This is a genomic window from Brevundimonas sp. NIBR10, from assembly GCF_027912515.1.
Taxonomy (GTDB): Bacteria; Pseudomonadota; Alphaproteobacteria; order Caulobacterales; family Caulobacteraceae; genus Brevundimonas.
Map to the genome: position 1 here is coordinate 1,154,826 of NZ_CP115464.1, position 24,724 is coordinate 1,179,549.

Sequence of the window (24,724 nt, forward strand, 5' to 3'; positions counted from 1 at the left end):
TCCGTCAGAGCACCCGAAAGGATGCGCCGGACGATGCCTTCTAGTGCTTCTCGGCGGCCGGGGCTGCGGCGGTCGGGGCCATGGCCCCCGTGGCCGGCGCCATGGCCGAGTCGGCGGCGGCGGGTGCAGCGGCGGCAGCGGCCGATGCAGCCTCACCGGCGGCGGCGGCGGCGTCGGTGGCAGCGGCGTCGGCGGTAGCCGCGGCGTCAGCGGCGGTGTCGGCGGCGGCAGCCGAATCGGCGGCGGCGTCGGCGGCCTTTTCCTCGGCCTTGGGCGTGCAGGCCGCCAGGGCGACTGCGGCGAGACCGGCGGCCGAAACGGCCAGCAGTTGGCGAATGGTCATCGTGGAATTCCTTCCTATGTCACGGGATCTTGAAGCCCCGCGAGGGGAGGATAGGGACGGGTCGCGACAAATCGCAAGTGAATTTCTCACGCGCCCGTGATCGCCTGTGATCATCCGTGATCGGCACGTCAGGTCAGTGCGGCTTCTTGTCGGGCGGCAGAACGGCGGCGTTGTCGTCGGAATCCGCGCCGATGGCCTCTGCCGCCTGGGTGCCGGGGGCGGGTGCAGCCGGGTCCGGGGCCGTCGCGGCCGGCGCAGGCGGTTCCGGCTTGCGGTCGCAGCCGGCCGCCGCAAGGGCGAGCCCGGCCAGCAGGATCAGGGACACACGCATCACGGGCCTCCGGTCAGAAATTCAGGACGGGTTTTTCCGGCTCGCTCTTTTCAGGCGGCGGAGGCGAGGCGTCCCTCGGAGCAGGCACGGGCGCGACACGGGGGCGAGGCGCAGGCTCTGCGTTCATGGCGGCTGTGGTCGACGCCGTTTCGGGTTCGGTTGCCGTGGTCGGAGCGGCGGCTTCCGCCGTCGCGGCCTCGGGCTTGTCGTCGCTCTTCGCCTCGGCCCTGGGCTGCTCGACCATAGGCGACGGGGTCAGGGGATTGTCGTCGAGCGGCAGGGGCACAGCGTCGATCGGCTCGAGCGAGGATTCCGCAGTCTGGCCAGGTGCACCCGGCACCGAGGCCTGCTGACCGCAACCGACCAGAACCAGGGCTGCAAAAGCCAGAACGCTCGTTGCCGTCGCCGTTGTGCGGTTCATCATGGTTGCGCCCCCGTCCCGGCGCGGACAATCCTCCGGCCGGGCGCGCGAGGCAAGAGCGGAGCGGCGCGAAATCGGACGCGCCGCTCCTTGTCGTCAGTTGGCCGGGGGGGGTGCCGTCGGGCCGCTTGAGGCGCCGCCGGGCGACAGGGTCGGCTTGGTGGCCGCGATCGTCTCCTGGGCGTTCGGCACCGTCGAGGCCATGGGCTGGCCCGACATCGCGCCCGACCCGGCGGGACGCATCGTCTCCTGGCCCGAGCCGGCGTTCCCGGTCGAAGGCGCGCGGGCGGACATCGGGCCTGCTGGATCTGCGCCAGACGCGGCGGAACCCGACGCCATCGCGCCGTCGGCGGGAGCCATCGCACTGTCGGAGGGGGTGGCCTCGGCGGGCACGACGGAGGTGGAGGTGTCGGCGGTTTCCTCGGCGGGCTTGTTGCAGGCGGCCAGGGTCAGGGCGGCGGCAGCGGCGGCGATCAGCATGGCGGTCTTCATGGCACGGTCTCCTTCGCGACCTCGCGGTCGCTGGTGGAGACGAAACGGCCGTCGGCGAGCTCTGTTCCCGCAACGCTTCAGCGCGGGGTGGTTCAGGCGTCGGTTGGAGCCGCCGGCATTCTGCTACGCGTCGGTCGGAGCCGCCGCGAGGGCCTCTTCCATCTCACTGAACGAGGGCTGGGCCGAGGACGGGATGTCGCCCCGTCCGATCTCGACCGAGATCTGGGCGGCGTTGCCGTGCAGGTGGGCGACCAGGACCGACTGGATGATCTTGTAGAAGGCGGCTTCCTCATCGACGATGGCCTGCAGGCGCGCAGCCAGGGGGCCGACGATGCCATAGGCCATGAACACCCCCATGAAGGTGCCGACCAGGGCGCCGCCGATCATGCCGCCCAGGACTTCCGGCGGCTCGGTGATCGAGCCCATGGTCTTGATGACGCCCAGCACGGCCGCGACGATGCCCAGGGCCGGCAAGGCGTCGGCCAGGTTCTGGATGGCGTGGGGGGCGGCGGCGGCCTCGTGGTGGTGTTTCTCGAGCTGCTTTTCCATCGCGTCCTCGATCTGGTGAGGATCCTCGAGGTTCATCGTCATCATCCGCAGGGTGTCGCAGATGAAGTCGATGGCGAAATGGTCCTTCATGACCTTGGGGTATTTCTGGAAGATCGCGCTCTCGCCCGGCTTTTCGATGTGGCTTTCCAAGGCGATGACGCCCTTGGACTTCATCGTCTTGGTCAGTTGGAACAGCAGCGACAGCAGGTCCTTGTAGTCTTGCTTCTTCCATTTCGGGCCCGCGAAGGCCTTGCCGAAGCCGGCCAGCGAGGACTTGAGCACCGGCACGCCGTTGGAGATCAGGAAGGCCGCAAAGCCCGCGCCGCCGATGGCCATCAGTTCGTGCGGGGCCGCGTGGGTGATCACGTCGAACTTGCCGCCCGAGATCGCATAGCTGCCGAACACGAGGCCGAACAGCAGGACGAGGCCGATGATCTGAAACATATTGGGTCCGGGGCGCGCGGGAAGTGCGCCGACCATGACCGTTAATGCTTAAGGGGCTGTTAGCTGTACGGGACGGCTGCTCTGTTCTTCCCCCGCTTGCGGGGGAAGTGTCGCGTCGATCGCGAAGCGATCCAGCGACGATGGGGGCAGTGGCGCGCAGGGCGAAGAAGGAAGACTTCCCCCATCGGTCCTGGTCTCGCTTCGCTCGACGACGGACCGCTTTCCCCCGCAAGCGGGGGAAGAATGCTGGCTCTACAGCCGGAACGCGCCCGAGATGATTTCCTCGTACCCGGCGGGCGTCAGCTTCTGATAGCCGGCCTTGCCGCCGCGAACATAGACCGACCCATCGACCTTGGCCGGATCGAAGCCGTCGGCGACCAGATCAACCTTGCGGTATTTGAAGGTGCCGGTGGTCTCCAGCGTCTTGGCGATGCGCACGAACACAGGCCGGGCATAGGCGGGCAGGTGTTCGGCGGCATAGGCGTTGAAGCTGGTGGCGTTGAAGCGGCTGCCGTCCAGCACCAGGGTGACCATCCCCGCCTTGCCCTCCTGACCCGGGACGGGGACGCCGTAAGCGATGACCTCCTTGACGCCCGGTGCCTCGGTCAGGCGTTGCTCGACCTCGGAGGTCGAGACGTTCTCGCCCTTCCAGCGGAAGGTGTCGCCGATCCGGTCGATGAAGTAGAAATACCCCTCCGAATCCTGGCGCATCAGGTCGCCGGTGCGGAACCAGCGGTCGCCGCGCGCGAAGACGTCGGTCAGGATCTTCTTTTCCGACGCCGCCTTGTCGGCATAGCCGGAGAAGTCGTGACGGATGTCGTTGGCGATGGCGCCGATGGCCTCGCCGATCTCGCCGACGCGGGCCTCCTGGACCAGGCCGTTGTTGCCGCGCACGACCTCGTCGGTGTCGACGTCGAAGCGGGCCAGACGGATGTTGATCTGCTTCTTGAGGAATTTGGGCACCCGCCCGATGGCCCCCGCCTTGCCGTCGAAATTGAACAGCGAGACATTGCCCTCGGTCGAGCCGTAGAATTCCAGGATGCGGGGAATGGCGAACCGCGACTGGAAGTCGGTCCAGACGTCGGGGCGCAGGCCGTTGCCGTAGGCGAGGGTCAGTTTGTGCGCGCGCTCGTCGTCGTGGGGCGGGCAGTTGACCAGGTAGCGGCACAGTTCGCCGATATAGACGAACATCGTCGCCTGGGAGGTCTTCACGTCGCTCCAGAAATGGGTCGCGGAAAACCGCTTGCGCAGGATCAGCCGGCCGCCGTTCAGCAGGGCGGGGCCTACCCCGACCAGACCGCCGGTCGAGTGATACAGCGGCAGGACGTTGTAGATCCGGTCCTCCGGCCCCGACTTCGTGCAGCCGGCGAAGGCGCGCATATAGGTGCGGGCGCGCGAATGCGGGATGCGCGCGGCCTTGGGCAGGCCGGTGGTTCCCGACGTGTAGATATACAGGGCCGTGTCGCGGTTGGTCAGGCCGGCGCGCACGGTCTTGGGCGGGCGCACCGACGAGCCGCTGCGTACCGCATTATCGAGATTGCGCCGCTCCGACGCCTCGTCCTCGGTCTTCAGGCCGACGACCCAGAGCAGCACGGTGCGGTTCACATGGGCGCGGGCGGTCTCGACCTGTTTCCAGGTGTCCTCGTCGGCGACCACCTGGGCGACATTGACGATGTTCAGGCAGTGGGCCAGCGCCTGACCCGACAGATTGGTGTTGATCAGGGCCGTGGCGATTCCGACCTTGGAGAAGCCGATCCAGGCGGCGAGATATTCGGCGCGGTTGGTCATGACCAGACCGATCACGTCCGAGCGGCGCAGGTTCCGGCCCCGCGCCCAGGTCGCATAGCGGTTGGCCAGGGCGTCCAGCTCGCGATAGGTCAGGGAGCGATGCTCGTCCTCGACCGCGACATTGTCGCCGAATTTGTCGACCGCCTCCTCGAAGTCGTCACAGACCAGGACGTCGCTGTCGAGCTGGATCGGCTTGATGCGGTTGAGCAGCGCACGCAGGCCGAGGGCGAACTTGAGGTCGCGCCGAATGTTCGCTGCGAGACCCATGGTTGTCGTCACTCCTGATACGTCGCCTTGAGGCTGTGATGGGACATCCGCCGGGTCCGGGTCAACTCGCGTAGTAGGGACTTGCCGTCACAGGACGGTTTTCAGCCCCGCCGTGGCGCCGTTGCGCCGGTGACGCCGCGTCAGGAAGCGTGGCCTTGAAGGAGACGGTGCGGCGCGCATAGGATCGCCGCCAACCGTCGTTCGGGCTGGCCGACGCGGATGGGGACCCGAAACGATGCGAAACCTGATCCTGAGCGCCCTTGTCGCGGGCATGACCGTATTGGGAGCCGGTGGCGTCTCGGCCCAGGACTATGACAGCGACACCAACTACGGCGAGCTCAATCTGTCGGCCGGCTTCACCCCCGACCCCGCCCTGCTCAGCCTGCTGGCGGGTGGCAGTGTCGACGCCGACGACCGGTTCGACGGCTGCACCGGCTATATCACCGAAAGCCCCGACGTCCGTCTGTTCTGGAGCGGCAGCTCAAAGGGCGCGCCGAACATCAAGATCTCGGCCATCTCGAATGCGGACACGACCCTCATCGTCAACGGCCCGGACGGGCGGTGGTATTGCGATGACGATTCGGGCGAGGATTCCAACCCGGTCGTGGAACTGTCGCCGATGAACGGCCGCTATGAAATCTGGGTCGGCACCTATTCCGAAGGCGAGACCAAGCGCGCCGTTCTGTCGATCTCGGAAGTGACCAGCTTCTAAGGTGAGACGGCCGTCTTCTTGAGTATAGGCTGCCACAATCGCCAAGTGTCACGATTGTGGCGCGAATGGTGTTTCTTCGCGTCATGGTCGATTTGGCGGAACCTCGATCGATCGGGTTGGTTTTTGTGGTCCAAGTTTCTGGAGGATCACGATGACCTACACCTATACTCAAGACACTCTGGCTCCTGTTGCCGCAGAACAGGACGCCGTCTTCACGCCGTCCTATGCGCGTCGCCCGACCAAGCAGAAGAAGCTGAAGACCTGGATGGTGCTGGCCCCCATCGGTGCCTTGGCCCTGATCGGTGGAGCCGCGACGATGCTGCTGAGCGGCGGTGACGAAGCCCAGCCCTTGGCTGAGCCCGCCCCGACCGCCGTGGCCTCGACGCCACTAGCTCCGGCGACCGTCAGCCCGCCGCTGAGCTCGACGCCCGTGGCCACGACGCCTGCTCCGGTTGCCGTCGCCCCGGCCCCGGCGGCGCGTGAAGCGGCGCCGGTCCGCCGCGCCGCGCCCGTGACCCGTTCCGCACCGGCGGCTGAGGCCACTCCCGCTCCGCGCGTTCAGGCCCCGGCCGAACCGACCGGCCCGCAGGCCTGGTCGCCCTCGGTCGCGGCCCCGACCTCCAGCCCCACGGTCCCGACCCCCGCTCCCGTGACCCCGCCCGCCCCGGCGATCACGGTCCAGCCCCTGACCTAAGGGTTCTATAGAGACAAAAAAGGCCCCGGCGGATCGCTCCGCCGGGGCCTTTCTGCGTCCCACTGACGCCGCGTCAGGCGGCGGGGCTGACCCGCCAGATGACGTTGCCGACGTCATCGGCGACCAGAAGCGCGCCGGTCCGGTCGGACTGGACTCCGACCGGGCGACCCTGGGCCTGGCTCTGCGCATTCAGGAAGCCGGTCAGGACGTCCTGGGGCGGGCCAGAAGGCTTTCCGCCTGCGAACGGCACGAAGATGACCTTGTAGCCGCTGGGCTCGCTGCGGTTCCACGAGCCGTGCTGGCCGATGAAGGCCCCGTTCCTGAACCGGGGCATGGTCGTGCCGTCATAGAAGGTCAGGCCCAGCGACGCCGTGTGCGCCCCCAGCGCATAGTCCGGACGGATGGCAGACGCTACCATCGCGGGATTGGCGGGCTTGACCCGCTCATCGACGGTCTGGCCGTAATAGCTCCAGGGCCAGCCATAGAAGGCCCCCGGTGTCACCGAGGTCATGTAATCGGGGACCAGGTCATCCCCCAGTTCGTCACGCTCGTTGACAGCAACCCACAGCATCCCGCTTTCGGGGTTCCAGGCCATGCCGACCGGGTTGCGCAGGCCCCCGGCATGGATGCGGCTGACGCCCGTCATCCGGTCGATTTCCAGGATGGCGGCGCGGTTCGTCTCTTCCGCCATGCCGTGGTCGGCGATGTTGGAGTTGGACCCCACCCCGACATAGAGTTTGGATCCGTCCGCACTGGCGACCAGGCTCTTGGTCCAGTGGTGGTTGCGCTGGGCCGGCAGGTCGGTGAGCCGGGTCGGGGGCTCCGAGGCCTCGGTCTGGCCGTCCTGATAGGGGACGCTGACCACGGAATCGGCGTTGGCGACGTACAGCCGTCCCCCCGCGAGGGCCATGCCGAAGGGCGAGGTCAGGCCCGAGAGGAAGACGGATTTCATCTCGGCGATCCCGTCGCCGTCGGCGTCGCGCAGCAGGCTGATCCGGTTGGCGCTGGGCGTGACCGACCCGGCCTTCTTCATGAACAGGGTCTGGAAGAAGCCCTTGATGCCCTCGTCCTTCTTGAGACCCTCGGGCTTGGGCGGGGCGGCGCTTTCGGCGACCAGGATGTCGCCGTTGGGCAGGCGGTAGATCCAGCGCGGATGGTCCAGCCCGCTTGCAAAGGCCTGCACCCTCAGCCCCGGTGCCGCGATCGGCGTGGCACCCGCCGGCCAGCCCACCGCGTCGGCGACCTTCACGGTCGGGAACAGCCCTCTGTGCGGCTCGGGCAGGGTCGGATTGCTTCCGAACCCGGCCGAGGGGGGCAGGGGCGCGGGCCCTCCACAGGCCGCCAGGGCCAGGGCGGCGGTCGAGACCAGGATCAGGGCGTGTCGGGACATGGTCGGGCTTTCGGGTCAGTTCGGAAGCGGAGCGGGAAACTCGAGACGGTCGGTATCATAGCCCAAGGCGCGGGCCCGCTGGACCAGCCGCTCCAGCTCCGCCGGCGAGGGCGCGGTGCGGGTATAGATCCACAGCCGATCGAAGGTCGGATCCGCCGAGATGAACCAGCTGTAGGCCTCGTCGTGATCCAGGATCCAGAAGTCCCAGGTCACCAGGCCCCCGAAATAGCGGGCACGGAATTTGGTGTTGGCCCCGGGGTCCAGGATGGTGGCGCGGGCCCCGATGGCCTTCTCCTTGCCGGTCGGGGTCTTGTCCTGACAGGTGTCGCGCAGGGTCAGGCTGTCGGGACCGGTCAGGCTGTAGCTGGTCGTGCCGGCGACGCAGCCGTCGGTCAGCCGCATCGGGGTGCGCCCGATCTCGAGCCAGCGGCCACTGTACAGGCGCTCGGCGTCCACCGCCTTGGCCGGCTGGGGCGCGCGGTAGGCGGACATGGGCGGGGCGGTCACGCAGGCCGACAGGGCCATCGCGGCGGTCGCCGCGACCAGAAGGGTTCTCAGGGACATGGTCCGCTCCATAAGCGCATCTGCAATCCCGCAGCTACGTCGAGGTTCCGCCGACGGACGCGGCCTCAGCCGACGCTCAGATCGCGGGGCGGGCTGATCCGGCGAAAGCGCGCCTCGATGAAGGAAAACAGCCCGAAGGCGATGAAGCCCAGGGCCACGCATCCCAGCACCCAGGGCCCCGCCGGCTGGGCCGCCAGTCCGTCCAGGGCGTCGCCGAAGGTGCGGACCTCGGACGCGCGTGAGCTCAGGCCGCCCAGCACCACGAACACGCCGAGCGGCAACAGGGACACCCCCTTGGCGACATTGCCGGCCTTGGCCAGGGGCGACAGCCGTCGGCACAGGGTCTCCGAACAGGTCAGCCTGCCGGTGAAGTCGGCGCGCAGACCGTTGACGACGTTGCCGATCCCGATCCCGATGATGATCAGTCCAACCCCGATCAGCAGCAGGTCGCCCGACGGAAAGGCCAGGACCCGCGCGGCGGCGTCATGGGTCGCGACGGCGCCCTCGATCCGGGCCTCGGCCGGGCGGTCGATCCACAGCAGGCGAAGGGCCGTCAGCGCCAGCGCCAGGTGGACCAGGCCGTTGGCGCCCTGTCCCGCCCGCTTCATCAGTCCGTCGCGAGAGCGGCCTTCGTGGTCGGCGTCGAAGACGGATTGCAGCACGCACCACTGGACGAACGCCAGAAGCCCAAGCCCCAGAAGAAGCAACCAGACCCGGCCCAGCGGCTGGGCGGCCAGCCAGAGGGTGGTCTCCTGCGATCCTGCCGCATCGTCGAGCACCCCCAGGGCGGCCAGCAGGGTCAGGACACCGGCCGACAGATAGACGAAGCCGAGCGCCCCATAGCCGATGCGGGCCGCCGTCTCGATCGCGTGGTGGACGGGGCGGCGTCTGGCCGGGATCAGGGTCTTCACCAGAGGCAGGCGGTGGACCCAGCGGTCGAGGCGGGTCCGCGCGGTGTCGATGATTCTCACGTGGCGCGCCTCCCGACCGGCATGAACACCTCCGGTGCCCAAAGGCTCCATGCAGCGGCGTGGAGGGCAAAGGCGCGCCTTGCGTCTTGAGCGGCGAGCGAACGTCGCCATATTGCGCGGGCGGGCCGGACGACAACGTCGGGCACCGGGGAGCCTCCATGCCGTCCGCCATCACCATCACGGGTCTGACCAAGACCTACAAGTCGGGTCTGCAGGCCCTGAAACAGGTCGATCTGACCATCGAACGCGGCGAGATCTTCGCCCTGCTGGGTCCGAACGGGGCAGGCAAGACGACCCTGATCTCGATCGTCTGCGGCATCGTCTCGCCCTCGACCGGCACGGTCATCGCCGACGGGCACGACATCCAGAAGGACTATCGGCTGGCGCGGTCGAAGATCGGCCTGGTGCCGCAGGAACTGACCACCGACGCCTTCGAGACCGTGCTGGCGACCGTGACCTTCTCGCGCGGTCTGTTCGGAAAGTCGCCGAACCCGGCCTTCATCGAGCAGGTGCTCAAGGACCTGTCGCTGTGGGACAAGAAGGACTCAAAGATCATGACGCTGTCGGGCGGCATGAAGCGGCGGGTGATGATCGCCAAGGCCCTGTCTCACGAGCCCGATATCCTGTTCCTGGACGAGCCGACCGCTGGCGTCGATGTCGAGCTGCGCCGTGACATGTGGGGGCTGGTCCGAAAGCTGCGCGATCGCGGCGTCACCATCATCCTGACCACCCACTATATCGAGGAGGCCGAGGAAATGGCCGATCGGGTGGGGGTGATCCTGAAGGGCGAACTGATCCTCGTCGAACAGACCGCCACCCTGATGAAGAAGCTGGGCAGGAAGACCCTGACGCTGAACCTGACCGAGACGCTGGCCGCCGTGCCGCCCGAACTGGCGCGCTGGAACGTCAGCCTGAACGCCGAGGCCCACGAGCTGGTCTATGAGTTCGACGCCAATGCCGAGGACACCGGGGTGCCGTCCCTGATCCGCGCGCTGGAAGAGCTGGGTATCGGCTTCAAGGACCTGAACACCAAACAGAGCTCGCTGGAGGACATCTTCGTCAGCCTCGTGCATCGCGACAAGACGCCCACCCTCTCGGCAGGAGCGGCCGCATGACTTTCAACGCATACGGCGTCTGGGCGATCTACCGGTTCGAGATGGCGCGGGCCCTGCGTACCCTGTGGCAGTCGGTGGTCACGCCGGTGATCACCACGGCGCTCTATTTCGTCGTCTTCGGCTCGGCCATCGGCGGGCGGATGACCGAGGTGGACGGCGTGGCCTACGGCGCCTTCATCGTGCCGGGCCTGATCATGCTGAGCCTGTTCACCCAGTCGATCTTCAACGCCTCGTTCGGCATCTATTTTCCCAAGTTTACCGGCACGATCTACGAGATCCTGTCGGCGCCCGTGTCGCCCATGGAGATCGTCATCGCCTATGTCGGGGCGGCGGCGACCAAGTCGGCGGTGCTGGGGCTGATCATCCTGGCCACGGCGGCCTTCTTCGTGCCCTTGCAGGTGCTGCATCCGGTGGCGATGTTCGCCATGCTGGTGCTGATCTCGGTCACCTTCAGCCTGTTCGGCTTCATCATCGGCATCTGGGCGGACGGGTTCGAACAGCTGCAGATGATCCCCATGCTGGTGGTGACACCCCTGACGTTTCTGGGCGGGTCCTTCTATTCGATCGACATGCTGCCGCCGGTGTGGCGGACCATCACCCTGTTCAACCCGGTGGTCTATCTGATCTCGGGCTTCCGCTGGACCTTTTACGGCTCGGGGGACGTTGCGGTGGGGTGGAGCGTTCTGGCGACCCTGGGTTTCCTCGGGGTCTGTCTGCTGATCGTCGGCTGGATGTTCAAGACCGGCTACCGCCTGAAGGCGTAGGGAGACATCGTCATGGTCGAAGCCGTCTGGAACGGGGCCGTCATCGCGCGGTCTGACGACACCGTCGTGGTCGAGGGCAACCACTATTTCCCGCGCGCGGCCGTGGACGCCGCCGTGCTGAAACCCAGCGCGACGACCAGCGTCTGTGGCTGGAAGGGGACCGCGTCCTATCACTCGATCGAGGTGGACGGGAAAACCAACACCGACGCCGCCTGGTACTATCCCGAACCCAAGTCGGCGGCGGCCGAGATCGCCGACCGCATCGCCTTCTGGAAGGGCGTTCAGGTCCGCTGACCGGCGGGCCGCGACAGTCGCCCCGGGGAGCGGGTCATGAATCCGACCCGGTTCGAGGGCAAGCCTTCCGGCCCCGTACGAAGACCCCCGCGTGAGCCCGCCATGACCGATCGAGACGACGCGACCGAAGACACCCCCCAGACCCCGTCCCAGATCGCGCACCAGCCCTTCGTGCGCCGTCAGGCCCAGTGGGGTCGGCCGCCGTCGCAGATCTTCCAGGTCGGGCCCCTGCCGAAGGCGACGCCGCTTCCGCCCCTGCCCGAGCCCCCGCCGATGCGGGCACCGGTCGCCGCCCCGCGCCCGTCGGGTTCGGCCTCGTCCATTCTCAGCGGATCGATGATCCCCCGCGCGGCTCCGGCCCGGCCCGCCGCTCCGGCGGCCGCTCCGACCACGCCCCAACCGGTTGCCCCCACGGCGGCGTCCACGCACGTCGCTGCACCCGCGAGGCTCGCCATCGACGCAGAGGTCCGCCCCCTGCCGCCCGCGCCCCGGATATCGCCCGTACCCCTGGCGCCCACGGTGACGCCCCCGTCGGCGCCGGAAACGGTCGCCCCATCCGCCGCGATCGGTGTGCGACCCCGGCCCGCGCCGAAGTCCAGGATGCCCCTCTATGCCGGTGGCGCGGTGGCGGTTCTGCTGCTGGCCGCAGGCGGGGTCTGGCTCGCCACCCGCACGGTTCCGATCGAGACCCCCGTGGCGGCCGAGGTCACGGCCCCGGTGTCTGCGCCGGCATCCGTGCCGGTGACACCGGTCGCGCCGCCCGAGGTCGCCTCAGCGCTCGAGGCTGCTGTGACCACGCCCACGCCCACGTCCACGCCCGCGCTTGCGCCCCGCGCGGTTCCACCAATGCCGACCACCTCTCCGACCAGGGCCGCCTCCCAACCCGCGCCGTCCCGCTCATCCGCGCCCACGCGAGCGCCTGTCGCCTCGACGCCGGAGCCCGTCGCCCCTCCCGCGATCGAGACCCAGCCCCTGATCGTCCCCGCGCCGCCGCCACCGACCGCCGCGAGGCCGTCGCAGGCCGATCCCGACGCCCCGATCTCGACCCGGCCCCAGCCGCTGGACTGAGGCGAACGCAGGGCGACGCCATGCGGAAGGAATTTATTCCTTCCGCCTCCTTGCGCATGGGCCGGCAGCAGCTATGTGGGGTGGATAGCGACCGTCGCCGTCGGCTTTCAAACGGTTGAAACGGTTGAAACGATCGACGCTTTTTATCGGCCGTTCGGATCAGCGCTCAGGCCGTACGCAGGGTCAGGTAGCCGCGCTCGACCATGCGGCGCAGGCCCTCATAGGCCTCCGACAGTTCCTCATAGGCGCTGCGGAAGGCGGTGAGGCGGGCGGTCTGGTCGGGGGTGACGGGTGAGCCGGATTCGGATAGGCGCAGGGCCTCCGAGACCCATTTCGTGCGGGCCGTGGCGACCGAGACGGCCAGGCGCTGGAACATGGCCGCGTCGATCACCGACAGGGAGGCGGCGATGACCTCGCGGTTGGAGATGAAGGCGGTGTAGTCGATCTGCTCCAGCAGGCCGCGCAGGCGGCGCTGCTCGTGCGGATCGGAATCCTGCGGCTCGAAATGGTCGCGCGAGCGGCGGGTGGAACCGGTGAGGATACTCGACATCGTCAGACCCATGGGGCGGGGAGCGGGGGGCGGAAACGGGGGCGTCAGGGCCTGAGGGTGCGCCTCGCCGGTTAACGATCTGTTCCAGTGGCCACCGGCCGGGGCCGGTCCGGCGCGGTCCACCCGGGTGGCAGGGGTTCGCCCCAGCCCTCGGGCAGGTCGGCCGGGTCGTGGTTGAAATAGCCGGTGGGTGAGCGGAACCCCAGCACATACCAGACCTCGATCATCCGGCCCCAGGCCAGGGCCGTCATCGGCGCGGGGGCCGTCTTCAGGGCGGCCAGGCCCAGGCCCAGCCGACCCGCGACGTCGGCGGCCTCCAGCGGGCCGTCCGGTTCGGACAGGATGTCGTCGATCAGGGTGTTCAGGGCGGTCTCGACCCGGCGCACGACCTTGGGCGAGGCGGCGTCGGGGCCCAGGGTCCAGTCGCGCGCTTCGGCACGCAGGGCCGTCAGGCGAGTGCGGATCTCCGGGGTGAGCCGGGCAGTCTCGTCGTCGGGCGCGGGTTCAGGCTTGCGCTCCTGCAACAGGCGCACGGCCAGGGCACCCCCGGCGACGAGGACCAGGGCGATGGCCTGGATGGCGCGGGCGTTACTCATGACGGGGCGTGGGCGCGGGACATGGACCGGATCTCCGCCCGGCCCGTGCCCGCGTCAAGTCAGAGCAGGGCGGCGAACAGGACGGCGACCACCATGACGTCGAAGGCGCGAAAGGCGGAAGGGAGGAATGACATGGGCTGGGACCGCTGGATCGGGACAGAGGCCCCGTTCGCTGCAAGCCCCAGGCCAGATCGCGCATCAGGCGAAACGGCGCGTGGGTCGGTGGATCAGACCTCGGTCTTGCCGGTCTTGCCGACGGGGGGGCGGCGCTCCTTCTCGCCCGAATACTCGGCCCCCAGATAGGTCGATCGGGCCGCATCCATGACCGGCGGGCCGCCCCGAATGCCGGTGCGCTGCCCGCCCTGGCCGATCAACTGGGCTGCGAAGGCGGCTGCGGGGGCGGCACTGACGTCGCGGATCAGGGTGGCGCGCTGGGCAGGCTCTGCCGGGCCATCCTGTGCAGGGTCGGGCTCGATGTCTGTCGGAACGAGGGCGCGAGAGGCGGGGCCTTCGCCGGGCCTGCGCCGCTGGGACGCGCGACGATCGCCGGAGCGACGCTCATTGCCCGCGATCGGGGGAATGGGTCGGACGCCGTCGGTCATCGCCCGGCGGTCCTCACGGCTTGGGGGTTGAGGCGATGCGCTCGATCTGGGCCCGCATCTCTTCCATCTGACGGCGCATCTCGTCCAGCGGATCGGGGCCGGAGGGGGCTGCCGGCGCGGCCTCCTGAGGGGCCTCGGGCTCGGGACGGGCGGCGGTGTAGGTCGAGAAGGCCGGGAACATCTTCATGGCGTTCTGGAAGATGGCCATGTTCTGCTTGACGGCCTCCTCCATCAGATTGCCGGTCGGACCGCTGGAGAAGGCCTTGGCGACCTGGGTGCGGTACTGCTCCTGCTGGCGCGAGAAGCTCTCCAGCGACATCTCCAGATACGAGGGCAGCACCCCCTGCATCTGGCCGCCGTAGAAGCCGATCAGCTGGCGCAGGAACTGGACCGGCAACAGGGCCTCGCCCCGGCTCTCTTCCTCGAAGATGATCTGGGTCAGGATCTGGCGGGTCAGCTCCTCGTTGGTCTTGGCGTCGAAGACCACGAAGTCGGTGCCCTCGCGGACCATCTTGGCGAGGTCTTCCAGGGTGACGTAGGCGCTAGTGCGAGTGTTGTAGAGGCGGCGGTTGGCGTATTTCTTGATGACGACGACGTCGCCGTCCTTGGCCTTGCCAGTGTTGGGTTTGTCGTCAGCCACGCCGATCCAGCTCCCTGTCGATTTTGATCAGTATCCCGCAGTGCGAAGACGGACGCCAGAGGCTTGTTGCACCGCGTTCCGGGACCCCGACATCAGGCCAGCTGTGGGGCCAGGACGACCCCGACGAGGACTGCGACCCAGTGAACGGCGGCACCCGCCACCACGAACCCGTGCCAGATGGCACGGCGGAACTTCACCCGGGGACTGATGAAGACGAACACGCCGGTGGTGTAGATCAGCCCGCCCAGCACCAGCAGGGCCAGGGCGATGGGATGAACCGTCTCCAGCATGGGCTTCATCGCCACCACCGCCAGCCAGCCGAACAGGATATAGACCCCGCTCCAGAAGGCGTCGGAGATGCGGGGCGCGACCAGCTTGACCGCCACGCCCGCCGCAGCGATGGCCCAGACCACCAGGGTGAAGCCGATGGCCCACATCCCCTCGAATCTCTGGGTCGTAAAGGGGGTATAGCTGCCCGCGATCATCAGAAAGATCGCCGCCTCGTCCATCCGCCTCAGCACGGGCCGGGCGGCGCATGGGTTGGTCCAGTTGTAGATGGTCGAAGTGGTCAGCATGGCGATCAGGCAGATCGCATAGACCGCCGTGGCGATGACCGCTCCGGGTCCGCCGTAGATCGCCGCCAGCACCGCCAGGACGATGCCGCCGACGCTGGCCAGGGACAGGCCGGTGATATGGACCCACAGATCGGCCAGGCGCTCGGCCCGGGTCTGGTAGTGATCGATCATGTCCAGCGCGTCGGGCGTGCAGACATGGGTAAACAATGACTTCAGGCGCATCCTCATGGCTCCATCAAGCCGCCGACCGTTCGGTTCGTTCCCTCCATCTGGACGCAAGCCGATGACCATCTGCTGAATCCGGCGTATGGGGCGTGACGAAAGCCGTCCTATGCGGCAGAAACGCCACGCAATATTTCAGCTCCGGATGAATACCCATGACTGACGTCGTCATCGTCTCCGCCGCCCGCACCCCGGTCGGATCCTTCATGGGCGGGCTGTCCAGCCTGCCGGCGTCCAAACTGGGCGAGATCGCGATCAAGGGCGCTCTGGAGCGCGCGGGCGTGGACGCCGCCGACGTCGACGAGGTGATCCTGGGCCAGGTCTTGCAGGCCGGGACGGGTCAGGGACCGGCGCGCCAGGCCTCGATCGGTGCCGGCCTGCCGATCGAAACCCCGGCCTGGAGCCTGAACCAGCTGTGCGGCTCGGGCCTGCGCGCGGTCGCGCTGGGCTACCAGCAGATCATGCAGGGCGACGCCGCCATCGTCGTCGCCGGCGGCCAGGAGAGCATGAGCCAGGCCCAGCATTCGGCCTTCCTGCGCAGCGGCCAGAAGATGGGCGCGCTCGAGTTCACCGACACCATGCTGAAGGACGGGCTGATCGACGCCTTCCACGGCTATCACATGGGCCAGACCGCCGAGAACATCGCCGACAAGTGGCAGATCACCCGCGCCGCCCAGGACGGGTTCGCCGTGACCTCCCAGAACCGCGCCGAAGCCGCGCAGAAGGCCGGCCGGTTCGACGACGAGATCGTCGCCGTGACCATCCCCGGCAAGAAGGGCGATACCGTCGTCGACAAGGACGAGTTCATCCGCCACGGCGCGACCATTGAGGCGATGGAGAAACTGCGTCCGGCCTTCACCAAGGAGGGCTCGGTGACGGCCGCCAACGCCTCGGGCCTGAACGACGGAGCCGCCGCACTGGTGCTGATGTCAGCTGATGAGGCCAAGGCGCGCGGGATCGAACCCCTGGCCCGTATCGTGTCCTGGGCCTCGGCGGGCGTCGATCCGTCGATCATGGGCACGGGGCCCATCCCGGCCTCGAAGAAGGCGCTGGAGAAGGCGGGCTGGACCGTCGCCGACCTGGACCTGATCGAGTCCAACGAGGCTTTCGCGGCCCAGGCCCTGTGCGTCGTCAAGGAACTGGGACTGGATACGGCCAAGGTGAACGTCAACGGCGGCGCCATCGCCATCGGCCACCCGATCGGCGCCTCGGGCGCCCGCATCCTGACCACCCTGCTGCACGAGCTGAAGCGTTCCGGCGGCAAGAAGGGTCTGGCCACGCTCTGCATCGGCGGCGGCATGGGCGTGGCGATGTGCGTGGAGCGGGCCTAAGGCCCGTGAGCGGCCGGATCGGGCGGGCGAGCCGCCCGTCCGGTCAACCGATCAGAGGCGCGGATTGATCCACAGCTGGGCGCCGTCCATGTAGGTGCGGCCGACCAGGGTCGGGGCCTCCGACATCGGATAGAACTGGCAGGGCCGCTCGCGGAACAGGTGCCAGCCGCGGTCGCCCAGCATCTGGATGAAGTCGCCCTCGATCTTGCGGCTGTGGGTGCCCAGGAACAGCACACGGACCTTGGTCTCAAGGTCGTCGATGATGCGGGGCAGCAGGTCTTCCTCGCCGCCCTGGATGTCGATGTGCATGAAATCGATGATGTCGAGGTGAGACAGGGCGCGGGTCACGCTGACGGCCTTGACCTCGATGGTGGCGATCGGCTGGCCGCGATAGTCGTTGGTCGCGTCGGGGTCGGTGATCGCGGCCATGCCGGCGTCCAGCACATTCGACTCGGCGGGCCAATACAGGACACTGTCTTCCCAGTGGGCGGCGGCGTGATGCAGCTTCCACTGATAGCCGTTCCCCTCGCCCTCGGCGGGGGCGTCGGCCGGGACGATGTTGTTGAGCGCCAGATGCTGGCGCAGGGCGTTGTATCGGTCGCCGTCGGCCTCGAAGGCGACGATGCGGGCGTTGGGGAAGCCCAGCCGGTGCGCATTCACCGAGCCCAGCGACACCCACGGACCCCAGCCGGCGCCCAGTTCGACGACCGTCAGGGTGTCACGGCCGGTGGCTCTCTCAACCGCGACGGCAAAGCCGACATACTCGATCGCCTCGCCCAGGTAGGTGTCGGTCGGGATCGGAATGCGGGTCTCGACGACGCCCGTGCGGTCCCAGATCCAGGGGCAGTAGTCGAGCGACACCTTCACGCCCATGGCGTCGGTGAAGCAGGTGGGATCGACCGGGGTGTCGGTCGGCATGATGGCGCGGATCCGCTCGGGGTCGTCACCCAGATAGCCGCGGAAGACGTCGGTCTCCAGGGCGGGCAGGGCCTCTTCGATCGTCGAAGGGTGCATTTCGTGCAGGGCGGCCATCGGAAAATCGACTCCGGAAATCATTAGGAAGGCCTCGGTGGAGGCCGGATGCAGTCCTGTTGCGGGGCGGTTGTCGCGTCAAGCCCAAAACGCCCGCAAGCTGTGGGGCGGAATCAGTCGCGCAGCAGTTCGTTGACGCCGGTCTTGGCGCGGGTCTGGGCGTCGACGCGCTTGACGATAACCGCGCAGTACAGCGACGGACCGCCCTTCGGGTCGGGCAAGGTGCCGGGAACGACGACGCTGTAGGCCGGCACCTCGCCCCGGAACACCTCGCCGGTGGCCCGGTCGATGATCTTGGTGGAGCCCGACAGATAGACCCCCATGGCCAGGACCGCGCCCTCGCGGACGATGACGCCCTCGGCGACCTCGGCGCGGGCGCCGATGAAGCAGCCGTCCTCGATGATCGTCGGATTGGCCTGGAGCGGCTCCAGCACACCGCCGATGCCGGCACCGCCGGACAGGTGGACGTTCTTGCCGATCTGGGCGCAGGAGCCGACCGTGGCCCAGGCGTCGACCATCGAGCCCTCATCGACGAAGGCGCCGATGTTCACGAAGGACGGCATCAGGACGACATTCTTCGCGATGTGCGCGCCATGCCGGACGATGGCACCGGGCACCGAGCGGAAACCGGCGGCCTGATAGTCGGAGGCGGCCCAGTCGCCGAACTTGTTGGGCACCTTGTCCCAGTAGGGACCGACGCCGGGCGCGTGCGAGGTCGGGCCGCGATCGCCCGTGCGCATGATGACGTTCTCGTTTAGCCGGAACGACAGCAGCACGGCCTTCTTCAGCCACTGGTGCGTGGTCCAGACGCCATCCTCGCCGCGCGTGGCGACGCGGGCCTGGCCGGAATCCAGCAGGGCCAGCGCCTGTTCGACGGCGTGGCGGACCTCACCGTGCGTCGCAGGCGAGATGTCGGCGCGGTCCTCCCAAGCCTGTTCGACGACGGTTTCCAGATGGGCGAGGTCAGTCATGCGGCGGCCTTGAGCGAATAGGGGGTCAGGAAGTCGAGCAGGTCGGGGGCCGTTGCATCGACCCACGGGCCGATCTCGTGGCCATGACCGTCGCCGATCAGGACGGTGGCCATGCCGAGCGACCTGGCGGGCTGGAGATTGCGGGGCGTGTCCTCGAAGAAGACGGCGCGGTGGGTATCGATGTCGAACCGCTCGACGAAATGGCGATAGGTCGAGGGGGCGGGCTTGGGCGTCAGGTCCATGTCCTCGATGGCGAAGACGCCGTCGAACAGATCGGTGAGCCCGATCCGCTCCATGACGCGGGCGGCATGGAAGCGCGCGCCGTTGGTCAGGACGAATTTGCGGCCCGGCAGTCCGGCCAGAACATCGGCCAGACGCGGGTTGGGTTCCAGACTGTCCAGGGGCACGTCATGCACCTCGCGCAGGAATTTGGCCGGATCGACCGCATAGTTGGCCATCAGCCCGGCCAGTGAGGTGCCGTATTCGGTCAGGAACTGCTTCTGAAGCACCTTCGCCTCGTCGGCGGGCAACCCGACCGCGTCCACCATGAAGGCGTTGATCCGGGCCTGGACCAGACCCATCACCCCCTGCTCGCGCGGATACAGGGTGTCGTCCAGATCGAAGACCCAGGTGTCGATGTGCGACAGATCCAGCGTCACGCCGTCACCAGTGTCCCGGCCCCGTGTTCGGTGAACAGCTCGACCAGCATGGCGTGGGGGCGGCGGCCGTCCAGGATGACGACAGCCTCGACGCCGGAGCGCACGGCGTCCATGGCCGTCAGCAGCTTGGGGATCATGCCGCCGGTGGCGACGCCGGTGTCGATCAGCCCTTGCGCCTCGGCCACCGACATCTGGCGGATAAGGTTGCCGTCGCCGTCCAGCACGCCCTTCACGTCGGTCAGCAGCAGCATCCGCTTGGCGTTCAGCGAGCCGGCCACGGCGCCCGCGACGGTATCGGCGTTGACGTTATAGGTCTGGCCGTCCTCGGCGACCCCGATCGGGGCGATGACCGGCACCCAGTCGTCAGTCTCCGAAGCGATCAGGCCGGCGATCAGCTTGGGATCGACCCGGGTCGGTTCGCCCACGAAGCCCAGATCGACCTCGTGCTCGATCAGGCTGTCAGGGTCGCGGCGGGTGCGGGTGGTCTTTTCGACCGTCAGTAGTCCGGCGTCCTTGCCCGACAGGCCGACGCCGCGCACGTCCGCCTCCTTGCCCGCGACGCTGATCCAGTGGGCGATCTCCTTGTTGACGGCACCCGACAGGACCATCTCGGCGACGGCCATCGTGTCGCGATCGGTGACCCGCAGGCCGTCGATGAAGTTCGACTTGACGCCCGCTCTTTCCAGCATGGCGCTGATCTGGGGCCCGCCACCATGCACCACGACGGGATTGACGCCCATCAGCTTCAACAGGACGACGTCGGCGGCGAACTGTCTGGCCACGGCGGTCTCGCCCATGGCATGGCCGCCGTATTTGATGACGACCGTCTCGCGGTCATAGATCTGGATATAGGGCAGGGCCTCGGCCAGGGTCTTGGCCGTCGCCCAGGCCTGGGCGTCGCGCGCCTGATCTTCGGATTGCCGGTCGTTGTCTTCCATCACGCGCGGGCTGATAGCGGTGGGAGGCGTGTCTGTCACGGTCAATCGGGTCCGGGCCGCTCCCGCGACGTTAACCCTCTGTGTCAAGCTGTGCCGTCCTTTGCGCCTTGCCGAACTCGGTGCGCTTGATAAGCTGACCTCCGGGGCGTTTCAGAGTAGGAAATCAGATGTTCGGCTTCGCAACGGCAGAGGGCGGAACATCGCTCGATTTCGCAACGCCTGTCGGCAGCGGCGGCGTGTCTGACGGACCTTCGACACGGGTGTTCGGCGACATCGCCAGCTATCAGACCTGTGCCTGCTGCGGGGGATTCCATACCGTTCTCGACACGACGGCGGACGATCCCCTGTCCTTCCTGAACGCCGACGATCGCGGCGGACTGGTGGGGTCGAGGCCGTCTCTGACCACCGATGCCGCCGGGGTCCAGATCACGCGCAACAACCTGCACTGGGGCTCTGGTGCCCTCGGAACCGCCGCGACCGTGACCTATGCGTTCCGCGCCACGGACCCGGCGACCATGCCCAGCGACACCTCGATCTTCAGCCAGTTCAACGCGGCCCAGATCGCCGCGACCCTGGTGGCGCTGGCCGCCTGGTCCGACGTGGCCAACATCACCTTCGTGCGCCAGGACACCGGGACGGGCTACTCGGACAGCGCCTCGATCCTGTTCGGCAACTATGGGGCGGGCTCGGCGGGTTCCGCCGCCTTCGCCTATGGCCCCGGAGATACCCGGAACACGTCGAACGCCGGCGACGTCTGGGTCAATATCTCGCTCACGGCCAATATAAACCCCGTCGGGCTCAACTATGGCCAGCACACCCTGACGCACGAGATCGGCCACGCCATCGGCCTGCACCACCCGGCCGACTATAACGCCTCGGACGGGGTATCGATCACCTATGCCAACGACGCGACCTATTACGAGGACTCTCGCCAATACACGGTGATGAGCTACTTCAGCGAATCGAACACGGGCGGGTCTTTCGGAACCAGCACCTATGCGTCCGCGCCGCTGATGGACGACATCGCAGCGGCCCAGCGGCTGTACGGCGCGAACATGACGACGCGGACGGGCGATACCGTCTATGGCTTCAACTCCAACTCCGGCCGGGCCTACTATTCGGCGACGTCGGGCGCGAGCCGGGTCGTGTTCTGCGTCTGGGATGCGGGCGGGACCGATACGCTCGACTTCTCGGGCTATGGCGAGACCCAGATCATCGACCTGCGCCAGGGCAGTTTTTCCAACGTCGGCGGCCAGACGGGCAATGTTTCCATCGCCGTGGGAGCTTCGATCGAGATCGCCATCGGCGGGTCCGGGGCCGACACCATCTTCGGCAACGCGGGTGACAACCTGCTGACCGGTGGCGAAGGAAACGACGTCATTGACGGCGGTCTGGGCAATGACACCGCAGTCTTCAGCGGCCTGCGCTCGGCCTATACGATCACCTGGAACGGCACCACCGCGACGGTCGTGGGGCCGGAGGGCACCGACACGATCTCGAACGTCGAGGCGTTGCGTTTCTCGGACCAGACGGTCGCGGCACCGGCACCGACCGGTGGCATCACGGCCGTCGGCGACATCACCGCCAACTCCATCGTCGGCACGGCGTTCGCAGACACCCTGCGGGGACTGGGCGGCAACGACGCCATCGTGGGTGGGGACGGCAACGACACCATTGAGGGCGGTCTGGGCAACGACGCCCTGGCAGGCGTCAACGGCAACGACACAATCTTCGGCGGGTTGGGCAACGATACGATTGACGGCGGCGCGGGAACGGACACGGCTTCCTACGCCGGAGCCAGCGGTGGCGTGGTGGTCAGTCTGACGACCAATACCTCCAGCGGCACGGAAGGGGCCGATACCCTGATCTCGATCGAGAACCTGACAGGCTCGACCTTCAACGACACCCTGACCGGCGACGGCGTGGCCAACACCATTCAGGGCGGCGGCGGGATCGATACGATCTTCGGCCTGGGCGGCAACGACGTCCTGACCGCCGGAGCGCCGGGCACCAGCGGCGGCGCGCCCGACATCGTCAAGACTGCCAGTGAGGCCAACAACACCATCGCGACAGCCGTGTCGCTGGACGGCGGCTTCGACCTGCTGGCGCGCGACGGCGTGACCAATCCCACGACCATTCCCCACGCCACGGTCGTCGCCACGGCGCATGCGGGCGTCGAATACTATGCGGTGACCGTGGGAGCCGGGCAGACGGTGCGGTTCGACATCGACGGGGCCTCGTTCGATTCGACCCTGCGGCTGTTCGACGGGGGCGGCACCGAACTGGCCCAGAACGACGACGCCGCCGACGTCGGCGAGGAGTCGACGAACTCGGCGCTCAGCTACACCTTCACCACGGCCGGTACCTATTACATCCAGGTCGCCCTGTGGCTGACCAACGCCAACAACACCTTCACCAGCGGTGCCATGGTGGCGGGATCGACCTATGCGCTGCACGTGTCCGTGCCGGGCCATGCCGTGGTCACGCCGACCTCGGGCGGATCGACCCTGGATGGCGGCGACGGCAATGACGCCTTGACCGGCGGAGCGGGCACTGACTGGTTGATCGGCGGAGCCGGCGACGACACTGTGATCGGCGGCGGGGGCAACGACCTGCTGACCGGGGGCGCGGGTGCCGACACCTTCCGCTTCAACTCACGAGCGGATTCCTACATCGACACAGGCGTCGCCGACGACGTCATCAGCGATTTCCAGACGGGCGTCGACAGGATCGACCTGATCGCGCTGAACCTGACCAGCGTGGCGATCACCGCCTCGGGCATCTACAACATCGTCACCGGCACGACGGCGGCCGGGCTGTTCTCGGTGCGGGTCCAGGGAGCGGTGAGCCAGTCCGATATCCTGCTGGTGACGCCGGGCTCCACGCCGACCAATCTGTTTGGCACGGCTGCCGGCGAAACCCTCACAGGCACTTCGGGCGTCAACTACATCACCGGCCGTGGCGGCGCCGACACCCTGATCGGCGGCGGCGGCGTCGACTACTTCGTCTACGAAGCCACCAGCGATTCCACGGCCGCCGCCCAGGACAATCTCGCGGACTTCCAGACCGGTATCGACCGGATCGATCTCAACGCCCTGAACACCACCTCGGTCAGCATCGCCCGCATCAATGGCTCCAGCGTGTTGTTCGCCGAGACCCCGGCGGGGGCCTTCCAGCTTGCGGCCATCGGACGCGAGATCAACGGGTCGGATTTGAACTACGCGACCACGCACGGCGTCTTCATGATCGGCTCCGAGGCCGGCGAGACCATGGTCGGGACGGGCTTCGCCGATCCCCTGGTCGGTAACGGGGGCAACGACATCCTGATCGGCGGCCGCGGTGCCGATGCCATCTCGGGCGGGGCGGGCGCGGATATCTTCGAGTATCGCCTCGCCTCGGACTCCAACCAGACGACCGGCTTCGACAACCTTTACGACTTCCTGACCGGCACGGACTTCATCGACCTGAGGGAGCTGGGCACCACCTCCATCAGCCTGATCCGCACCGACAACGGCTCGACCTTCGTCTTCGCCGAGACCCCGACAGGGGCGTTCCTGACGACGGCCGCCAACCTGGCCGTGAACGGCCGTGATATCCTGTACGGCAACACCCACGGTATCTACATGATCGGCTCGGGCAACGCCGACGTTCTGGTCGGATCCAGTCTGGCGGATCCGATCTATGGCGGGGCCGGGAACGACATCCTGGTCGGCGGCGGCGGTGCGGATGTGTTGTTCGGCGAGGCGGGGGCCGACACCTTCCTGTATTTCGCCGCGTCGGACTCCAGCGTATCGGCCGCCGATACCCTGTTCGGCTTCACGGTCGGTACGGACAAGATCGACCTCAAGTCGGTTCGCGCCAGCAGCACGGACGTCTTCAGCATCGCCTACACCGGCGGCAGCTCGTTCATCTTCGTGGACATCGGCGGCAACGGCACCAACGACATGCTGATCCAGGTCGCGGGGGCCACGGTCACCGCCAGCGACATCCTGTGGACGGCCGGGGCCGGCGCGCTGGAGCCGGTCGCCAAGTCCGTGGTCGAGACCCTGCCCCAGGCGGATGTCTTCGTCTGGCCGACCGAGCTCGACCTGGGCGCAGATGCCTCGCCGATGGCCTTCGACGCCTTCGACACGGACCCAATGGATGCCGCCTCGCTGAAGGGGGCCTACTGGACATCGTCGGCCCTGACCCTGCCCAGCGATCCGGACGTCGTCCTGATCGATCCGGCCTTCCACCCGGTCCTAGGTCAGCCCAGCGACTGGCTGTTGTAGCTTCTGGGCAACGCGATCCGATGTCGGCTGTCGTCGGCAGTGATTGCCAGCAAGGTCATTGATCGTTAGGCATGAAGCGCGGGCCGGCCGGGGGGATTGCCGTCGCTACGCCCGCGCTTTCACATGACCG

General features: G+C 67.8%; 26 protein-coding genes. 8 read left to right on the plus strand and 18 right to left on the minus strand.

Annotated features, from left to right (window positions below):
- Window positions 1-40: 40 nt before the first annotated feature.
- The 6 genes from O5K39_RS05605 to O5K39_RS05630 all read right to left on the minus strand — a co-directional run bounded on the left by O5K39_RS05605 (window position 41) and on the right by O5K39_RS05630 (window position 4,635).
- Window positions 41-343 (minus strand): hypothetical protein, encoded by a 303-nt coding sequence (locus O5K39_RS05605; RefSeq protein ID WP_271146296.1) that lies wholly within the window; start codon window positions 341-343, stop codon window positions 41-43.
- Window positions 344-476: 133 nt separating this feature from the next.
- Window positions 477-674, minus strand: a complete 198-nt coding sequence (locus O5K39_RS05610) for a hypothetical protein (protein WP_271146297.1) — start codon at window positions 672-674, stop codon at window positions 477-479.
- A gap of 13 nt (window positions 675-687) precedes the next feature.
- The gene (locus tag O5K39_RS05615; protein WP_271146298.1) at window positions 688-1,098 is read right to left on the minus strand and encodes a hypothetical protein; all 411 of its coding nucleotides are present in this window, start codon (window positions 1,096-1,098) and stop codon (window positions 688-690) included.
- Between the two features lie 93 nt (window positions 1,099-1,191).
- The gene (locus tag O5K39_RS05620; RefSeq protein WP_271146299.1) at window positions 1,192-1,587 is read right to left on the minus strand and encodes a hypothetical protein; all 396 of its coding nucleotides are present in this window, start codon (window positions 1,585-1,587) and stop codon (window positions 1,192-1,194) included.
- A 123-nt stretch (window positions 1,588-1,710) separates the two neighbouring features.
- Window positions 1,711-2,580 carry a flagellar motor stator protein MotA gene (gene motA / locus O5K39_RS05625; RefSeq protein WP_271146300.1) on the minus strand — a complete coding sequence of 290 codons (870 nt, stop codon included), beginning with the start codon at window positions 2,578-2,580 and terminating at the stop codon, window positions 1,711-1,713.
- Window positions 2,581-2,832: 252 nt separating this feature from the next.
- Window positions 2,833-4,635, minus strand: a complete 1,803-nt coding sequence (locus O5K39_RS05630) for a long-chain-acyl-CoA synthetase (RefSeq protein WP_271146301.1) — start codon at window positions 4,633-4,635, stop codon at window positions 2,833-2,835.
- A gap of 235 nt (window positions 4,636-4,870) precedes the next feature.
- On the opposite strand from O5K39_RS05630, the gene O5K39_RS05635 reads away from it, so the two are divergent.
- Window positions 4,871-5,347: a hypothetical protein gene (locus O5K39_RS05635; RefSeq protein ID WP_271146302.1), complete on the plus strand. Its 477-nt coding sequence runs from the start codon at window positions 4,871-4,873 to the stop codon at window positions 5,345-5,347.
- Between the two features lie 151 nt (window positions 5,348-5,498).
- Window positions 5,499-6,041: a hypothetical protein gene (locus O5K39_RS05640; RefSeq protein ID WP_271146303.1), complete on the plus strand. Its 543-nt coding sequence runs from the start codon at window positions 5,499-5,501 to the stop codon at window positions 6,039-6,041.
- A gap of 73 nt (window positions 6,042-6,114) precedes the next feature.
- Here the strand turns inward: O5K39_RS05640 and O5K39_RS05645 are convergent, their stop codons facing one another.
- From O5K39_RS05645 to O5K39_RS05655, 3 genes are all read right to left on the minus strand, one after another.
- Window positions 6,115-7,431 (minus strand): sorbosone dehydrogenase family protein, encoded by a 1,317-nt coding sequence (locus tag O5K39_RS05645; RefSeq protein ID WP_271146304.1) that lies wholly within the window; start codon window positions 7,429-7,431, stop codon window positions 6,115-6,117.
- Between the two features lie 15 nt (window positions 7,432-7,446).
- On the minus strand, window positions 7,447-7,995 hold the full coding sequence (locus O5K39_RS05650) for a lipocalin family protein (RefSeq protein ID WP_271146305.1): 549 nt from the start codon (window positions 7,993-7,995) through the stop codon (window positions 7,447-7,449).
- A 65-nt stretch (window positions 7,996-8,060) separates the two neighbouring features.
- Window positions 8,061-8,966 carry a DUF1206 domain-containing protein gene (locus O5K39_RS05655; RefSeq protein WP_271146306.1) on the minus strand — a complete coding sequence of 302 codons (906 nt, stop codon included), beginning with the start codon at window positions 8,964-8,966 and terminating at the stop codon, window positions 8,061-8,063.
- A gap of 158 nt (window positions 8,967-9,124) precedes the next feature.
- Here O5K39_RS05655 and O5K39_RS05660 point away from each other — a divergent pair, with 158 nt between their 5' ends.
- The 4 genes from O5K39_RS05660 (at window position 9,125) to O5K39_RS05675 (ending at window position 12,207) form a co-directional block, all read left to right on the plus strand.
- Entirely contained in the window at window positions 9,125-10,081 is a 957-nt protein-coding gene (locus O5K39_RS05660) for an ABC transporter ATP-binding protein (protein WP_271146307.1), read from the plus strand.
- Window positions 10,078-10,845: an ABC transporter permease gene (locus O5K39_RS05665; RefSeq protein ID WP_271146308.1), complete on the plus strand. Its 768-nt coding sequence runs from the start codon at window positions 10,078-10,080 to the stop codon at window positions 10,843-10,845. Before O5K39_RS05660 ends, O5K39_RS05665 begins: the two co-directional genes overlap by 4 nt.
- A 12-nt stretch (window positions 10,846-10,857) precedes the next feature.
- The gene (locus O5K39_RS05670) at window positions 10,858-11,139 is read left to right on the plus strand and encodes a DUF427 domain-containing protein (protein ID WP_271146309.1); all 282 of its coding nucleotides are present in this window, start codon (window positions 10,858-10,860) and stop codon (window positions 11,137-11,139) included.
- 102 nt (window positions 11,140-11,241) lie between these two features.
- Window positions 11,242-12,207, plus strand: a complete 966-nt coding sequence (locus O5K39_RS05675) for a hypothetical protein (RefSeq protein WP_271146310.1) — start codon at window positions 11,242-11,244, stop codon at window positions 12,205-12,207.
- A gap of 166 nt (window positions 12,208-12,373) precedes the next feature.
- Here O5K39_RS05675 and O5K39_RS05680 read toward each other — a convergent pair whose 3' ends face one another.
- From O5K39_RS05680 to O5K39_RS05700, 5 genes are all read right to left on the minus strand, one after another.
- Entirely contained in the window at window positions 12,374-12,757 is a 384-nt protein-coding gene (locus tag O5K39_RS05680; RefSeq protein ID WP_271146311.1) for a hypothetical protein, read from the minus strand.
- A gap of 71 nt (window positions 12,758-12,828) precedes the next feature.
- The gene (locus O5K39_RS05685; RefSeq protein WP_271146312.1) at window positions 12,829-13,353 is read right to left on the minus strand and encodes a hypothetical protein; all 525 of its coding nucleotides are present in this window, start codon (window positions 13,351-13,353) and stop codon (window positions 12,829-12,831) included.
- A 227-nt stretch (window positions 13,354-13,580) separates the two neighbouring features.
- Window positions 13,581-13,955 carry a hypothetical protein gene (locus tag O5K39_RS05690; RefSeq protein ID WP_271146313.1) on the minus strand — a complete coding sequence of 125 codons (375 nt, stop codon included), beginning with the start codon at window positions 13,953-13,955 and terminating at the stop codon, window positions 13,581-13,583.
- 13 nt (window positions 13,956-13,968) lie between these two features.
- Entirely contained in the window at window positions 13,969-14,595 is a 627-nt protein-coding gene (gene phaR, locus O5K39_RS05695) for a polyhydroxyalkanoate synthesis repressor PhaR (RefSeq protein ID WP_271146314.1), read from the minus strand.
- 92 nt (window positions 14,596-14,687) lie between these two features.
- Window positions 14,688-15,398, minus strand: coding sequence for a hemolysin III family protein (locus O5K39_RS05700; RefSeq protein ID WP_271146315.1), 711 nt, complete (start codon window positions 15,396-15,398; stop codon window positions 14,688-14,690).
- A 149-nt stretch (window positions 15,399-15,547) separates the two neighbouring features.
- Here O5K39_RS05700 and O5K39_RS05705 point away from each other — a divergent pair, with 149 nt between their 5' ends.
- Entirely contained in the window at window positions 15,548-16,723 is a 1,176-nt protein-coding gene (locus O5K39_RS05705) for an acetyl-CoA C-acetyltransferase (RefSeq protein WP_271146316.1), read from the plus strand.
- Window positions 16,724-16,774: 51 nt separating this feature from the next.
- On the opposite strand, the gene O5K39_RS05710 is transcribed toward O5K39_RS05705, so the two are convergent.
- The 4 genes from O5K39_RS05710 to argB all read right to left on the minus strand — a co-directional run bounded on the left by O5K39_RS05710 (window position 16,775) and on the right by argB (window position 20,323).
- Window positions 16,775-17,755, minus strand: coding sequence for a hypothetical protein (locus O5K39_RS05710; RefSeq protein WP_271146317.1), 981 nt, complete (start codon window positions 17,753-17,755; stop codon window positions 16,775-16,777).
- Between the two features lie 113 nt (window positions 17,756-17,868).
- Window positions 17,869-18,726, minus strand: a complete 858-nt coding sequence (dapD, locus tag O5K39_RS05715) for a 2,3,4,5-tetrahydropyridine-2,6-dicarboxylate N-succinyltransferase (RefSeq protein WP_271146318.1) — start codon at window positions 18,724-18,726, stop codon at window positions 17,869-17,871.
- Window positions 18,723-19,385 (minus strand): pyrimidine 5'-nucleotidase, encoded by a 663-nt coding sequence (locus O5K39_RS05720; RefSeq protein ID WP_271146319.1) that lies wholly within the window; start codon window positions 19,383-19,385, stop codon window positions 18,723-18,725. Before O5K39_RS05720 ends, dapD begins: the two co-directional genes overlap by 4 nt.
- Window positions 19,382-20,323, minus strand: a complete 942-nt coding sequence (gene argB, locus O5K39_RS05725) for an acetylglutamate kinase (RefSeq protein WP_271147108.1) — start codon at window positions 20,321-20,323, stop codon at window positions 19,382-19,384. Before argB ends, O5K39_RS05720 begins: the two co-directional genes overlap by 4 nt.
- A gap of 167 nt (window positions 20,324-20,490) precedes the next feature.
- On the opposite strand from argB, the gene O5K39_RS05730 reads away from it, so the two are divergent.
- Window positions 20,491-24,594 (plus strand): M10 family metallopeptidase C-terminal domain-containing protein, encoded by a 4,104-nt coding sequence (locus O5K39_RS05730; RefSeq protein WP_271146320.1) that lies wholly within the window; start codon window positions 20,491-20,493, stop codon window positions 24,592-24,594.
- The last annotated feature ends 130 nt before the right edge of the window (window positions 24,595-24,724 follow it).